16 protein-coding genes and 1 tRNA gene are annotated in these 15,397 nt (G+C 34.4%); 12 read left to right on the top strand and 5 right to left on the bottom strand.

Features of this window, described 5'->3' with window-relative positions; genetic code table 11:
- Positions 1-191: 191 nt before the first annotated feature.
- Together ACTYBU_RS13155 and ACTYBU_RS13160 are read right to left on the bottom strand one after the other, a co-directional pair.
- Positions 192-674 carry a hypothetical protein gene (locus ACTYBU_RS13155; RefSeq protein WP_445490416.1) on the bottom strand — a complete coding sequence of 161 codons (483 nt, stop codon included), beginning with the start codon at positions 672-674 and terminating at the stop codon, positions 192-194.
- A complete protein-coding gene (locus ACTYBU_RS13160; RefSeq protein ID WP_445490418.1) occupies positions 667-1,062 on the bottom strand; it encodes a hypothetical protein in 396 nt (131 codons plus the stop codon). Before ACTYBU_RS13160 ends, ACTYBU_RS13155 begins: the two co-directional genes overlap by 8 nt.
- 859 nt (positions 1,063-1,921) lie before the next feature.
- Here ACTYBU_RS13160 and ACTYBU_RS13165 point away from each other — a divergent pair.
- The 6 genes from ACTYBU_RS13165 to ACTYBU_RS13190 all read left to right on the top strand — a co-directional run bounded on the left by ACTYBU_RS13165 (position 1,922) and on the right by ACTYBU_RS13190 (position 7,401).
- Positions 1,922-2,650 carry a DUF4912 domain-containing protein gene (locus ACTYBU_RS13165; RefSeq protein WP_445490420.1) on the top strand — a complete coding sequence of 243 codons (729 nt, stop codon included), beginning with the start codon at positions 1,922-1,924 and terminating at the stop codon, positions 2,648-2,650.
- On the top strand, positions 2,647-5,097 hold the full coding sequence (locus ACTYBU_RS13170; RefSeq protein ID WP_445490422.1) for a glycosyltransferase: 2,451 nt from the start codon (positions 2,647-2,649) through the stop codon (positions 5,095-5,097). Before ACTYBU_RS13165 ends, ACTYBU_RS13170 begins: the two co-directional genes overlap by 4 nt.
- 78 nt (positions 5,098-5,175) lie before the next feature.
- Positions 5,176-5,802, top strand: coding sequence for a hypothetical protein (locus ACTYBU_RS13175; protein WP_445490424.1), 627 nt, complete (start codon positions 5,176-5,178; stop codon positions 5,800-5,802).
- A 67-nt stretch (positions 5,803-5,869) separates the two neighbouring features.
- Positions 5,870-6,019, top strand: a complete 150-nt coding sequence (rpmG, locus tag ACTYBU_RS13180) for a 50S ribosomal protein L33 (RefSeq protein ID WP_101175018.1) — start codon at positions 5,870-5,872, stop codon at positions 6,017-6,019.
- 533 nt (positions 6,020-6,552) lie between these two features.
- Positions 6,553-7,122, top strand: coding sequence for a 5-formyltetrahydrofolate cyclo-ligase (locus ACTYBU_RS13185; RefSeq protein ID WP_445490426.1), 570 nt, complete (start codon positions 6,553-6,555; stop codon positions 7,120-7,122).
- Between the two features lie 87 nt (positions 7,123-7,209).
- Complete coding sequence (locus tag ACTYBU_RS13190) at positions 7,210-7,401, top strand: hypothetical protein (protein WP_445490428.1); 192 nt, start codon at positions 7,210-7,212, stop codon at positions 7,399-7,401.
- A gap of 302 nt (positions 7,402-7,703) precedes the next feature.
- Here the strand turns inward: ACTYBU_RS13190 and ACTYBU_RS13195 are convergent, their stop codons facing one another.
- On the bottom strand, positions 7,704-8,618 hold the full coding sequence (locus ACTYBU_RS13195) for a hypothetical protein (protein WP_445490430.1): 915 nt from the start codon (positions 8,616-8,618) through the stop codon (positions 7,704-7,706).
- Between the two features lie 195 nt (positions 8,619-8,813).
- Between ACTYBU_RS13195 and ACTYBU_RS13200 the strand changes: the two genes are divergently transcribed.
- The 6 genes from ACTYBU_RS13200 (at position 8,814) to ACTYBU_RS13225 (ending at position 14,062) form a co-directional block, all read left to right on the top strand.
- Positions 8,814-9,020: a YqgQ family protein gene (locus ACTYBU_RS13200; protein ID WP_445490432.1), complete on the top strand. Its 207-nt coding sequence runs from the start codon at positions 8,814-8,816 to the stop codon at positions 9,018-9,020.
- A gap of 14 nt (positions 9,021-9,034) precedes the next feature.
- Entirely contained in the window at positions 9,035-10,024 is a 990-nt protein-coding gene (locus ACTYBU_RS13205) for an ROK family glucokinase (protein ID WP_445490433.1), read from the top strand.
- 343 nt (positions 10,025-10,367) lie between these two features.
- Entirely contained in the window at positions 10,368-11,555 is a 1,188-nt protein-coding gene (locus tag ACTYBU_RS13210) for a M14 family metallopeptidase (RefSeq protein WP_445490540.1), read from the top strand.
- A gap of 134 nt (positions 11,556-11,689) precedes the next feature.
- Entirely contained in the window at positions 11,690-12,817 is a 1,128-nt protein-coding gene (locus ACTYBU_RS13215) for a YqgU-like beta propeller domain-containing protein (RefSeq protein WP_445490435.1), read from the top strand.
- 114 nt (positions 12,818-12,931) lie between these two features.
- Complete coding sequence (locus tag ACTYBU_RS13220) at positions 12,932-13,249, top strand: MTH1187 family thiamine-binding protein (protein WP_445490437.1); 318 nt, start codon at positions 12,932-12,934, stop codon at positions 13,247-13,249.
- A gap of 177 nt (positions 13,250-13,426) precedes the next feature.
- Positions 13,427-14,062 (top strand): MBL fold metallo-hydrolase, encoded by a 636-nt coding sequence (locus ACTYBU_RS13225; protein WP_445490439.1) that lies wholly within the window; start codon positions 13,427-13,429, stop codon positions 14,060-14,062.
- A 206-nt stretch (positions 14,063-14,268) separates the two neighbouring features.
- On the opposite strand, the gene ACTYBU_RS13230 is transcribed toward ACTYBU_RS13225, so the two are convergent.
- Entirely contained in the window at positions 14,269-14,964 is a 696-nt protein-coding gene (locus ACTYBU_RS13230) for a helix-turn-helix transcriptional regulator (RefSeq protein ID WP_445490441.1), read from the bottom strand.
- A gap of 203 nt (positions 14,965-15,167) precedes the next feature.
- Positions 15,168-15,239 (bottom strand) — tRNA-Gln (locus ACTYBU_RS13235).
- Between the last annotated feature and the right edge of the window lie 158 nt (positions 15,240-15,397).

Here is a 15,397-nt window from a genome sequence, read left to right on the forward strand (position 1 = left end):
CCTGCATACCCTTTGCTTCCAAGGGCGAGCGTCAAGTCTCCTCGTCGTATTCGTTCTTGCTGCACCCGAGTCTTTCTAGCATTCCCACAGGAGTCTGCGTGTATGCAGGCTGCTAAGTACTCTTCTCCCATTTTTTTATGTGAAAAACAACAAACTTTGAGAAAACAGCCTTTTATAATGGAAGAAAAAGATTATTTGGTGATAAGGTTTGCAATATCCTTGTAGCTCATTTTATTTGCAACGGTAAATTTACCTATTTGTACTTTTGTATGATAATTATTTTTAATTAAATATTGTTCGAATTCTTCTTTATTATCAACGATTTTTTTGTTTGCCAGCTGTTCGGCAATTTGCGAAATGGACATTCCATTTACAATATATAAGTCATAGGAAAGAGAATTTTCTTTATCATCATTTATAGCCGGTGTTTTGTTTTCGTCAGACTTTGCCGACGCTAATTGTTCTTTGCTTTGTTTTAGCTGTATTTCCAGCTGTTCAAATTCTGTTTTCGTTATAAGGGTATAGCCCTGTTCTTTTAATACTCTTTTTGCTTCTTTTGTGTCCGGCACTGCTGTAGAGTCCTGATCCTTTTCGCTGTAAAAGTAATAAGAGCCAATTAGACTTACAGTAAAGAAAACGCCAAAGGCAAACGAGCGTATGCTGTATTTATTCATCATTGTTCCCCTTTTTTGGCATTTCCTTTAATATCTCCTGCACCTCTAATATTGATAAAGACGATTGCTTTGCAATATTGTTTATGGGTACACCTTGAGATGCTAGTGACCAAACTTGATTTTTTATAATGGCGTGAATATCTTTGCTGTTTTGAAAAGAATCGAATGTAGTGCTCTGCATAGAGGGTGTATGCATATCTATTTCATCTAATAATAATTCTTCTTCTAATAGTTTTAATTTCTTTTTGACTTTATATAGTTCTTGGTAGTTTTGGATAGACAGTTGATCTAGATCATCCTGTAGTATTTTGTAAGGATCTTTTGCAAAAAAAGAAAACAAAAAAAGGAAAATGGAAAAACATAATAAACAAATCATTAAAATAAACATATCGTCACCTCTATAGAAATACTTAATTACGCTGTTGTATAAATTGGCATATGCTTTTATTCTACCACTTAACGTTCATTCATGCACAGGGTGCTAAAATAGACAAAAAAAGATTGGGTCTAGGCTCGTGCATTTTCGTTGTCATAAAAAAAAGCTGCATCCTTGTCTTTTTTATCCCACTCTTAACGGGCAGTAAAACCCCCACCTCAAGATGCTGAGAAATCGAGGAAGCTAGGTGGGGGACAACTGCCCGTAATGATCCGAGGGAGGTACACAAACGAAGATCGCCACATCCTGTGGCAACGTTTGTGTGATCCACATCCTGTGGAACTCAAGCTTTCCATTAGTGTGGGATGTACAAATCCCACTGATGGAAGGTTCACTTTATAGATCGAAATGTTTCCGATCGTCTCCAAGTACCGTACGAAAAGTGCCGCATAAACAAAAAAATGTCGTTTACCATTTATATTTTCGTTCTCTTCTGTCGAAATAAAGCCTATTAATTATGTAAATATAGGAAGAAAAAAATTTTTTACTGCGTTAAAGTCTACTAGACATTAATGATAGCATTTTACGACAAAATCTGTTTATTGTAGCATCTCTCATTCGGTGATAACATGAATATATAAATAAATGGTCAACAAAGACTGACTGGGACATACCCTGCTATTTTATCCCACTCTTAACGGGCAGTAAGCCCCCCCTCAAGATGCAGAGGAATCGAAGAAGCTAGGTGGGGGATAACTGCCCGTAAAGGTCCGATAAGTTCTACTAACCATCAGTGGGGGATGAAGAACCCCCCCTGATGGAAAGGTTCACTTTATTGTTTAAGCAGCCATAAGCCAATTTCTTATAAGTAATGAAACTTTTAGAGGGAAGAGGTGTACTTCAATTGTTGGATCAAATTATAGGCTTGAGAAGAAAAGGACTTTCCTTTCGAAAAATTGCTAAAGAACTAGATACTACGGTCGGAAAGGTTCAATATCAATGGAATAAATATATGAAAAGCATAAGAGAAGAACAAAAAGAAACAGCACCTGCTTCTATCAAACAGGATGCTCAGCCATTCCTAGTAAATTCTTCGGTCTGGACAAGCATTCAAAATATGGAGCGAAACAATGGAATGGAAGCGTGGTCAATTTCAGAAACAAGTGCATTTGTTTTTTGGAGAATACCAAAAGGAAAATGGAATATTGTTTCTTCTTATTACGGAATGAATAGTGAAGAATGTGCAGTTGTTCTAAAAATAAACGATATTACAAGTATAATTTATAATGGCAGCAACGCACATACATCTAAATTAATCGAGTTAAGAAATGGAACAAAACACTGCATCCTAAAAGATTTGGCTCCTAGTCGAAGTTATTGTTTTGAAATAGGCGTATTTGATCATTATCGATCCTTTTTGCCAATTCTACAATCGAATCCGATCCAAATGCCAAGAAATTCAATAGATCACGGTGAAACGCTTGCTAAAGAAATGGAAAATTGGGTAGACGGAAAAGTAACCATACCAAATTGGATCGAACATGTCAGCACATATAGTTATTATGAAATGAAAAAACGAGAGGATGTTAAAAAGAAATGAATTATTCGTATTTTCAAGCGGTAGTATATGCTGATATTCCTTTCCTGCCACTATTTTCGCCTAATAAAGAAGAAAGAAATGAAACCTATATCGCTTCTATTCAATTTATTCGTTTTTTGCAATTATTAGAACAACAAACCGAACATTATATAGTACAGCTTGCGATTGCGCCTATCTATTATGAAATACTAGAGCTGCCTCTTTTTAAAGAGGAAATGACAGCCTTTTTAGATGCCAAGAAAGAAGACTATCCAGAGGAATATCAATATTGGCTAGATAAGAATAAACAGTTAAATGAGACAATAAAAAATTTAATCCAAAACAATAAATTAGAACTGCTTTCCAGTTCGGTAACCTTCAGTACTTTGCCGAATATCTCTACGCGAACAGGAATTAAGCTGCAAATAGAAACAGGTCTGTCTATTTTGAAAAGTATACTTGGGTATCAGGCAAAAGGATTTTGGTTTCCAGAAGGCCGTTATGAGCCAGGATTGGACTTATATTTAAAAAAAGCAGGATTAGAGTTTAGTTTTATTGGCAGTGAAACAATTAATTATAGTGATCCAGCGCCAGTAGAAGAAGGAACAGCAGTAGTATCCCCTCACGACATCTTGTTTTTTCCCATTCAAAAAAATCTATATGGGATGTTGAATGATTCAAATAATCAATTAATCCATTTAGAAAAAGAAATAGTATCGTTGCTAGATAAATACAATCATTATCGACAACAATCCATCATTTCCATAACGATGGAATTATCTCGATTCAATCTGAATAAAAAGAAACTGGATAAGCACTTAACCTATTTAATGGATGAAGGATTTGTTGTTAATATATCCCCTAGCATGTATAAAAAGCAATTTAGTAGAGATATTGATAAAGTTCATTTAAGTGCAAGCTATTTAGAACCTTTAAATGAAAAAAACATAGAGAAATATGGACAATTTTATGCTGCAAGTTCTTTTATAGAAAAAGAACTGCAAAAATGGAAAAGCCTCCACCTTTCATCAGAAGCGAACCGAATTATAAAAGAAATTGAAAAAGAATGGCTTTTTCTTACAGGGCTTCTGTCCTCGGTCAAAGAAAAAAATAGAAGCAATATTGAAAGATGCATTGAATCAGCACTACAGTTATTTGCGCTTTTTCATACAAACTATGATGTAAATGAACTGATTTCAAAGGAAGAAAAATTTCCGGTTCTCCATACTCTTTCAGAAAATAGCATTCAAAAGGTGGAAACTACAGAGAAAAATGGCAAAAAAAAGATTCTTCTATTATCATGGGAGTATCCTCCGAATGTAGTTGGAGGGCTTGGAACACATGTGGCAGGATTATGTGAAAGCTTAATAAAAAAAGATTATGAAGTCCATTTAATAACAGCTCAAGATATAAAAAAAGAGGCAGAAGACAGAAAAGAAAAAGAAGGATTATTTGTTTATCGAGTAAAACCACTGTATTATTTTGAAACAAATTTTATTCATTGGATTGGCGGACTAAATATTAGCATTTGGGATAAAGTGATGAAGTTGGCAGCACTGTATTCATTTGATATGATTCAGGCGCATGATTGGCTGGTTGGACCAGCAGCTATTTCATTGAAGGAAGAGTTGGATATTCCGTTAATTTCTACGATCCATGCAACAGAGCATGGAAGAAACGGTGGAATCTTTACAGAAATGCAGCAGTTTATTCATGATAAAGAAAAGCAGCTTATTGAAGCATCCCATTCTATAATAGTCTGCAGTGAATTTATGAAAGAAGAAGTTACTAGTGTTTTTCAAACAGAGAGAAAAAAAATAAATATTATTCCCAATGGAATAGATATACAAGATAAACAAGAAATCTCGTATACTTATATTCAAGATCTACCATTCAATAAACAGAAAAGAATTATTTTTGCCATGGGAAGACTGGTAAAAGAAAAAGGCTTTGGCACTTTGCTGGAAGCAGCAAAGCAATATAAACAAAATCCCAATGTGTTTTTTGTACTAGCTGGAGTTGGTCCGATGTATGATGAATATAAAGAGTATATAGAAAAAAACAACCTTGCTTCCACCGTATTTTTAACTGGTTATTTGCAAGAAGAGAAAAAAAGAGCGCTTTATCAATTAGCAGAGATTGCAGTTATTCCAAGCTATTATGAACCATTTGGCATTGTTGCGTTAGAATCACTTGTTTTTGCTAAACCAACAATTGTATCCAATACAGGTGGTTTAAAAGGAATTGTTGAACATAAAAAAACAGGTGTTCTTACCGAACCTGGAAATGTAGAAAATCTTGTACAAGAAATTCAATTTTTACTCGATAATGAAATGGAAGCAAAAGAGATTGGAAAAAATGGAAGAAAGCTTGTCGAACAATTATTTTGCTGGAACCGTATAGGAGATGAAACGAAAAGAGTATTTGAGGAAGTAATGATGCAAAATAAAATGAAAGAAATTGTTTAAAAGTATGGTGATCCTTAGCTTGAGTGAAACATGCCACTTGATAAATGAAAAAAATAAACTAAAAGAGGTGAAAAGAAGATGAAAACGGAGGCATATTTACAATCAGATTACCAAAATATTCAAAAAGAACCTATCGGTGGAAAATTGATTTGTACACTCGGCATTTGGATAGAAGGAAAAACCTATTGGATTCAAAATGGATATGAAAAATTAATTCCTGAACAATCTATTTCTGTTCATATAAAACACGTGCAAAAACATTCCAAAATTCAATACAGTGAAGTATATATAAGAAATCATTCATTAATTACAAAAAAAATGAAAGTTTTGATGCTTAATTATTATTCAAAGCCATTCAAAGAACAGTTGACTTTTGTTTCACCAACAGACAACATTATTTTCCATTCCATAAACAATGATTTATTTTTAGTGAATGGGGAATGTAATGGAAGCAGAATAGAACAAAGAACGGTACAGCCACTATGGAATGTTCATACAGAGTTGATTTGGAATAACAATAGAAATGGCACATTAAAATATCAGCCAATGGGAAAAGGAGCTTCTGTAAGCATTGTTTCGTTAAACATGGAAGTGAAGCCTCAGGCTACGTCCTATTGTAAAACATGGACTATTCATGGAAAAGTAAAAAAAGAGCTGATGGATTTGAATCAGCTGTTAATGAAAAATCATACTAGCATTTCCTAAAGAAAAGTGTTATCATATAAAAGTCGTATGCACGAACTAGTATAGCAATAGTTTGGAGGGAAATAACATGCGTGTAAACATTACGTTAGCTTGCACTGAATGTGGAGATCGTAACTACATTTCTAAAAAAAATAAACGAAATAATCCAGATCGTCTTGAGCTAAAAAAATATTGTTCAAGAGAAAAACGTACTACAACTCATCGCGAAACAAAATAAGCAGAGGGGGGAATCCCTTCTGCTTTTTTTCATGCTTGAAAATATGCAGACTGTAAACAAATGCTAACTTTTCTAATTGTTCGCCCACCTCGGATAATCATTTCTGATATAAGAGAATGAACAATTATGTACGCACTACCGAACCCTTGGAGCCTTTGGCAGCACAGGAACTAGTACATCTTATACATAGAAGCTAGACACTCTTCTAAGTGCTGAAAATTTTTTCTTTCTTTCATGAACTTCATGTCTCTGAATAAGACACTATTTTAATCCCACTCTTAACGGGGAGTAAGACCCCCACATCAAGATGCTGAGAGATAACTGCTCGTAGAGGTCCGAGGGAAGTACACAAACGAAGGTCGCCACTTCCTGTGGACCGCAAGCTAACCATAAGTAGGGGATGAAGAAAACCCCCACTGATGGTTAGGTGACTTTTATCAGCCTGAAGTTTGGACAAAAACTCTTTGGCTACAATCAGAACAAGGATGTAAAATGTTAAATGGGAAATAACCATTGACGTCAGGAGGATTTTGGTGAAACAAGAAAAAAATAATGTAAGAGAACAAATAAAAAAAGAACTACTATCCATTAAAAAAGAAGAGCATAAAAGGCTGTCACAACAAATTGCAGAAAATTTATATCATGACAGCAGTTTTAAGCAGGCGAAGAGTATTGGCATTACAATATCAAACTACCCGGAAGTTGATACAAACGCTATTATTCATACATGCTGGCAGCTTGGAAAAAGTGTGAGTGTTCCAAAATGTTTGCCCAAAACAAAAGAAATGGTATTTCGAAAGTTAGAGTCTTTTGACCAGTTGGAAAAAGTATACAGTAATTTATTTGAACCAATTGAACAAAAAACGGAAGCAACAGAGCATAATGAAATCGATTTACTGGTTGTACCTGGGCTTGGGTTTATGACAAATGGCTATAGAATTGGCTTTGGCGGAGGCTATTATGATCGCTATTTAACAAAATATCAAGGCATGACGATTTCATTAGCTTTTCAAAAACAGTTGATGAGAAACCTTCCAATGGAATCACATGATCAGCCTGTTTGCAAAATTATCACGGAAAAAGATATATTGAAAATTAGATAATGAAGATCCCCCATGGAGAGAAAGTAAGAAAAATAACGGATAATATCTAGATCATATTCTCAAACTACCTAATAGGAGGGATGAAAAATGATGAGGATTATTTCCGTTTTATTAATTGGCATAGGTGGATATTTTCTTTTGACAAAGCGATACCGCGTTATGAATGTAGTACTTAGAAACAGATTTGTTAGACAATATTTAATTAAGCTTGTAATGAGTTTTCCAGGAATTCGTAATAAAATGATGGGTACTGTTTTTTCTGGATCCGCTCGTTATTAAAGAACATGCTGTCGAAAAACACTACTTTCATCATTTGAAAGATAAGTGTTTTTCGATTACTCGGCATAAAATAATTGGAAAGACCATAAGGAGTATGTATCATTGTATAATTCTCAGAGTGTAGAAAAAGTCATTTTTGCAGAAACCTTAGACTGATCGAAAACGGTTGTCGCATCACAGCGTAAAGCTCATGACGAGGAGCGGAGTTACCATGGTTGGGTATGAGCATCCGAGTAAGGCGAACAACGAAGAAGGCGTGCGTTTGTCGACAGCCTGAGAGTATCATTGTCTGATTCTGTTATTTATTGACTTGGAATCTGTTGGCGCAAAAGGATGGATTCTCCATCTTGTGTTGTAAATAAGACTAAAAGATGATCTTTATTGATTAAAATAAAAGGCATGCTGCTTCCAATTGGATCCACGATGGCTCCGTCTTCTTTTCTAATTCCCAGGAAATAATTTTTATACAATCCTTCTGTTAATTGTCCGATTATTTGCGCTGTTTTTTCTTTTGTAAACCCTCTAAAGGGGACATCTTGATAATTGCTTAGTTCTGTGAGTGGAATTTGAATTGGATAGTGTTTTAGCGATAGATTATTTTTTTTAATGTTTTCATTTACATAATAAGTTGTATAATTTTTTGTTTCAGAATCCAGTACTTTTTTCCACTCATATTCTTTCGTCGATTGTGGAGTTTTAAATGCCGTTGCTTTATGGTCAAAACGGGAATTAATGACATATAAAAAATTATCTGTGATTTTTTGGGAGCTGAAAATTCGATCATTTGCATCATGTATTTCAGCATAATGAAAGGAGATAGCTTGAAATAATCGGCTTTCTTTTTCCACTACCTTTTTTCGTTCCGTCAATTCCAGTGTATTTTGTTTCCAATCTCCCATTGTACTTATGAGCCTCCCATTTGCATATAAAAAACCAATATTTTGTCTTAAATAAGCTCTTTTATTCAAACTCGAATTGGTTTCCCATTGAATGTTGTAATGATCATCTTTCTGTTTTTCTAATGCAATGAAGGTCTCCGCTTTAGGAAAGGAAACAGTTGGATCAATTGGAAAGTACGTAATGCTTTCTTTGGCAATTTGATTTTGTTGGAAAATATAAAAGATTGAAATAATGCTTGCAAGAATGAGGCTAAGAAAAATAAAGTCTCGTTTCATGTTATCCACCACTGTTTTTTTAGTAAATAATCTAACTGGCATTTAGGACAAGGATTCATTTCATTATATGTAGAAACACTTTTTTCATGTCTGAAGCTGCAAATAAAATTATTGTAATAATTGAAAAATTAGTTTAATCAAAAAGGAGAACATCCTTGAGGAAAATAAAAAATTAATTTATACTTGTAATGAAAACGATTTTATTATTAGGATAAATAGATAAAATAGAGGGTTAAAATGAAAAGTATTTATGATGTTCAACAGTATTTAAAAAGGTATGGCACGATTATATACACAGGTGATCAAATCGGTGATTTACAATTAATGAAAACAGAGCTTGAAGAAATATATCAATCACAATTAATAGAAAAAAAGGACATAGAGGCTGCAATATTTCTATTAAATCAAAAAATCCAACAACTAACAGAAGAAAGAGAGAAGTAAGGGGAGAATAAATTATGACAGAAAACTGGGCAGTAGGTGTAGATTTAGGTGGTACAACAGTAAAAATTGCTTTTTTAACTATAAACGGCGATATTGTTGAGAATTGGGAAATCCCAACAGATAATTCCGACGAAGGTAAAAATATTACAAAAGATATTGCGAAATCGATTGAAGAGCACTTAGCAAAATGGAACCATGCTAAATCAGATGTATTGGGAGTTGGAATGGGTGCTCCTGGTCCTTTTGATTATGAAACAGGAATTATTTTTAACACCGTTAATTTAGGATGGCCAGACAATTTTCCGTTAAAAGAAAAATTAGAAACAGATCTCGGGTTGCCGGTTGTGATTGATAATGATGCTAATTGTGCTGCATTGGGAGAAATGTGGAAAGGTGCAGGATCAGGCTGTACAGATCTAGTCTGCGTTACATTGGGAACAGGAGTTGGCGGCGGTGTCATTGTAAATGGCCAAATAGTTCAAGGTGCTAAAGGGGCAGCAGGAGAAATAGGGCATTTAACTTCTGTTGTAGAAAACGGCGCTCTTTGTAATTGCGGCAAAACTGGCTGTTTAGAAACAATCGCATCTGCTACTGGTATTGTAAGGTTGGCAAACGAAATGCTTGTGGATCAAAATGTGGAAAGTGAACTAAGAACAGTTGTAACAAATAGTGGAATGATGATAACAGCAAAAGATGTATTTGATTCGGCAAAAAATGGTGATATAGTGGCAGAGGAAGTAGTAGAATTTGTTGCTTCCCATTTAGGTTTAGTACTAGCTAACATTGCCAATACCCTAAATCCGCAAAAAATTGTATTAGGCGGCGGTGTATCAAAAGCTGGAGATGTTTTATTAACTCCAGTAAAAGAATACTTTAATAAGTATTGCTTTAAAAGCGTTGCTGAATCTACTGTTATTGATGTAGCGACATTGGGAAATACTGCAGGTGTTATTGGTGCGGCCTGGCTTGCAAAAGATCAAAAGCTAAATGAGTCTATTGTCTAAAAGCTTAGTTAATGAAGAATAAAGAAAGAGAGGGTGCTTCTATGCAATCCAATCCTGCAAATTTTTTTAAAAGCTGCAGATAGGGCTGCGAGAAGCATCCTCTCTTTTGATGGAAAAGGAAAGCGATCGTAGTTTCGCTTACGTCTCTATAAGTATGGATCGCTCCCGCTTGTTCTGCCTTTATATTTTATAATAGAATCTGTTTCTGCAGCATCTCCTTCCATATAAAATGGTAAGTGTACTTATACTTTCTAATGGATAGTAAGGAAAAAAGTTTCCTTTTTAAAATGAATTTTTTTTTATTGAAAAACATAGATATAAAGGGATGGAAGGAGTGATTATGTTGGAAATAAAAACGAGACTAGGAGATACCTTTTGGTACTATAGCCAGCTTTTTATGATTCCATTGCAGTTAATTATAGACAGCAATCCTTCGGTGAACCCTAATAATATAGCAAAAGGACAATCGGTTGATATTCCAGGTTTTATGATAAAAAATATAGAAATAAAAAAGGGAGATACACTATGGAAAATTGCTGGAGCAAGAAATATATCGGTTGATAGTATATTATTATTGAATCAGTACATAAATCCCAATCAAATACAAATTGGAGATTCTATCGATGTACCTGAAAGAATTATTACAAAATTGGTTGATGGAAAAAAACGATATGATTATTATCAGTTGCAGGAAGATATAAAAACATTACAAGCGATGTATCCTTTTATTAAAATAAATAGGATAGGGAAAAGTGTGGATGGAAAAGAAATTCAAGAAATACGCTTAGGCAGGGGAAGTAAAAAAGTACATTTTAATGCTTCCTTTCATGCGAATGAGTGGATTACAACGCCTATTCTGATGTCCTATCTCAATGATTATTTGTTGTCTTTAACGAATGCAGCAGCTATAAAAGGAGTAAAAACACTTCCTCTTTATCAAACTGTTGATCTTTCCATTGTACCAATGGTAAATCCTGATGGGGTAGACCTTGTTTTAAAAGGACCTCCTGAAAGGGAAAAAGAAAATGTTCTAAAGATAAATGAAGGAAGCACTGATTTTACTGCATGGAAAGCAAATATTCGAGGAGTAGATTTAAATAATCAATTTCCTGCAAAATGGGAAGTGGAAAAAGAGCGGAAAATACCAAAATCTCCTGCACCAAGAGATTATCCTGGAGAAGCCCCGTTAACGGAGCCAGAAGCTAAAATAATGGCTCAGCTTGCTGAAAAAGAAAACTTTCACAGAATGTTTGCCTTTCACACACAAGGAAAAGAATTTTATTGGGGATATGAAGGAATGGAGCCTCCGGAATCGCAAGCAATTGCAAATGAATTGGCACGAGTCAGCGGCTATGAAGCGATACAATATGTGGACAGCTATGCAGGCTATAAAGATTGGTTTATTAATGAATTCAAGAAGCCTGGATTCACAATAGAGTTGGGGAAGGGAATCAATCCAATTCCATTATCACAATCTGATGAAATCTACCGAGATGTGCTGGGTATTTTTTTAGCAGGGTTGTATATGTGAAAAAAGAAGTGATAACTGGGATTGGAGCAGGAAAAAAAGCGAAAAGAATTTTAGGAAAGCCGGAAATTTTCGGCTTTTTTGTGTTACTATTCATTATAGTGATTATGTTATGAATAGAAAAAGGGTGTGAAAAAATGTACTGCCTTATAAAGAGAAAATGGGATGTCTTATTTCTTTTTTTTCTCATTTTCACACTTGTATTATCTGGATGTTCTCCCAAACAGAAAGAAACAGCGAGTGAAGAAGATGAAAAAGATATGCCAAAGAAAGAACAGAAAGATAAATCGCTTCTTCCGCCGATAAAGATAATGGATGGAACGTTTGTAGAAGTTGCAGGATGGCTCAGCGATAATAAAATTGCTTATGTATCAAAAACAGATTCGGTCTATCAAGTATACGCCTACCATCTTTTTACTGGTAAATATACAAAGCTATTTGAAACAAACTCAGAAATTGTGAATATAAAAATAAGTCCGAATTTGAAAAGAATATTAATTTATACAGCTTTATCTGATGGAGAGGGAAAGATAGTAATCATTGATAATGGAGGGAAGAAACTTTTTTCTGCCTCTCTTACAAGCTATGATGCGGATTTTGTATGGAATCCTTTTAATGAAAATGATTTATTAGTCTCGACTTTTACAAATGATTGGAAAAGTGAGGTCTTTTTATTAACAGTACAACAAAAGAAGCTAATCCCATTAAAGAATACAGATCCATTTTCACAATGGATGAATAATGAGGAGTTGGCTTATCTGGCCTGGAAAAAAAATGATGTTTCTTTATATGCTCCGATTAAAACAAAAAATATACAAACAAATAATGAGACTTTACATAAACTGACCAATGTTTTTTCCATGCATGTTTTTGAAAATACCATTTTCACCATGTCTATTGATCCCAATAACATAGATACAGCCGTTTATTCCTTTTATCAACCTGACTTTCACAAAACTAGCAGCGTTCGTTTGCCGATTTTATCAAAAAACCCAAACTGGCTGGTTCCATACTGTGATCTGAAGCAAGATGTTTTTTATACATTTGTACCGCAGCAAAGTGGAAATGCAGATTCATATAAGGATGGATTTCATTTTATATCAATTAATACGCGAAGTGGTGAACAAAAAAATATAGTAGAAGAGCAAATCGAAAATCAACCAATACAACTGTCTCCAAAAAATGACTGGTGCTTGTATGGGTACTATTTGGAAAAAGTGATTAATATAAAAACCGGAGAAATTATTTCCTTGTCGAACACGTGATGTTTTGAAATGAAAGGAATTGCAGAAGCTTTGATGATTCTGTTACAGATTAGTTGAGAATCTAAGTTAAATATGACAAGATAGAGAAAACCAATAATAAAGGAGAGAGCAGCTATGGCAATAGTAGACGTGACAATTATTCCAATTGGAACTGAAACTCCAAGTGTTAGTAAATATGTGGCAGATATTCATAAAGTGTTGCAAAGTTATGAAGAAAAAGGAGAAATTCGTTATCAGCTCACACCAATGAATACGCTTATAGAGGGAGAGTTGTCTAAATTGTTTGAAGTCATCCAGGCTATGCATGAAGTTCCATTTTCAAAAGGACTAGTTCGAGTAGCAACAAATATCCGCATTGATGACCGCAGAGATATTGAAAGAAAAATGGAAGATAAAGTAGATCGTGTTATGAGTCATTTATCCCACACTTAATGGGCAGTTAGACCCCCACCTCAAGATGGTGAGAAATCGAGGAAGCTAGGTGGAGGTTAACTGCCCGTACAGGTCCGATAAGTTCAACTAACCATCAGTGGGGGATGAAGAAAACTCCCACTGATGGAAATTTCACTTTATCAAAATAATAAAAGTTTTAACAAGAGGTGTAAGTACATGGAATATAAACAAATCCCCCTTGGACCACTTCAAACAAACTGTTATTTGGTTTGGAATGAAAATAAAAATTGTTTAGTTATCGATCCAGGCGATAATGGGAAAAAATTACTATCGATTATTTCAAAACTGGAGCTGACACCAGTTGCCATTCTTTTAACACATGCCCATTTTGATCATATTGGGGCTGTTGAATCTGTTAGAACGGAGTACAGTGTACCTGTTTATCTACATAATAAAGAAGAAGAGTGGCTGATGAATCCGAAGCTGAATGGCAGTGTATCCTTTAAATTGCCGAATCCGGTTGTCGCTAAACCAGCAGATTATTTCCTTGATGAAAATCCTGCTATGACGGTTGGAGAATTTACTTTTGCAGTATTTGAAACACCGGGGCACTCACCTGGAAGCGTGACATTTTATTTTAAAAACGAAGGCTTGGCGTTTGTAGGGGATGCTTTATTTTACGAAAGTGTTGGCCGAACGGATTTAACTGGTGGAAATACACGAACACTTTTAGCCAGTATTCATGATCAATTGCTTACACTTCCAGAAGAAACAATCGTGTTATCAGGACATGGAAGAAGTACGACCATTGGTCATGAAATGGATCATAATCCGTATATAAATGGTTTTTAAATCAAAAAAATCGCCTATTTTGGCGAGTTCAGACTGTAGACAAAGCTCCTTAAAAAGGAAGGTTGTTTACAGTTTTTTTATCCCACTCTTAACGGGCAGCAAGAGTGGGATAAAATGTTAATCATTTAAAAAGGAAAAAAAGAGCATCTAACCTTTTCACTTTATGTGATTATTTTCACAAAAATAACTCGTTTTTTAGCAATCAATTAAACGGACACTTTATAGGCACATTGACGGCAGCCTGAAATTATGTTTTGTTTTTCGACTAATTGTACATCTTGGAATAATGCTTCAAACATTCCTACAAAAAAATGCTGATGCATGCTGCATACTTTTTCCTTATGCTCTATTGCAACTTCTTTATATGGACAATTGAAAATTTCGAAATAAAGAGAGGTTTGATCTTCATTCCATTCTAATGCAGGCATCTGTCCGGTCATTAAACTTGCATTTTGCAATAAACGAAGCTTATCATCATTTGTAAGTGTTTCGGAATTATTAGTAAAACGAACAATTTCTTGTTCCATCATTTCTCTTCCAAATTGTTTGCCAGATTCGTAAAGTGCTTTGCTTCCTTCTGAACCGAGACTATTCATTGTTTTTAATAAAATCGAGCTTAGCAGCTGATAGTCCCTAAAAGGAAAGCTTAATTGGATTACTTCATTGGATAATCGATATAATCTGCTTGGACGTCCGCCTTTGCCTGTTTTTTTTGTTTCTGAATAAAGCATTCGTACATCTTCCAATTTTGATAAATGCAGTCTTGCTACATTTGGATGGATGGAAAATTCATCGGCAATTTCCTGGACAGTGACTTCTTGATGGCGGTTTGTTATATATTGATAAATATAAAAACGAGTTGGATCTGACAATACATTTGTAATTTTTAATGTACTTTCCATTGTTTATTTCCCCTCTGTATTTTATTTTCTTCATTATAATATAGCAATCTACCATAAACACGGTAAAAACTATAAGTTTATAAAATGTTCACAACTTAGGTAGAATTAAGTTCATAAAATATACATATTCAATATGATTAGCGTAAACAAGTTAATAAAAGTAAATATAAGAAGCATGCCTCAAGGAGACATGCTTCTTAAAACTGGGCTAGCTGGATTCGAACCAACGAGTGACGGAGTCAAAGTCCGTTGCCTTACCGCTTGGCTATAGCCCAAAATACAAAAGGTGTTACACAAATAGTATGGAGAGAAAGGATAAATTTTATTCTTGTTTTTTCTTATATAATTAGAATCAAAAATATAATTAAATTCCTTTAAAAAATTTAATAGCAATAGAAGGAAATGTGGAGGATTTGTCGAAGTATTTAGTAAA

The organism is Niallia sp. 03133 (assembly GCF_052663225.1).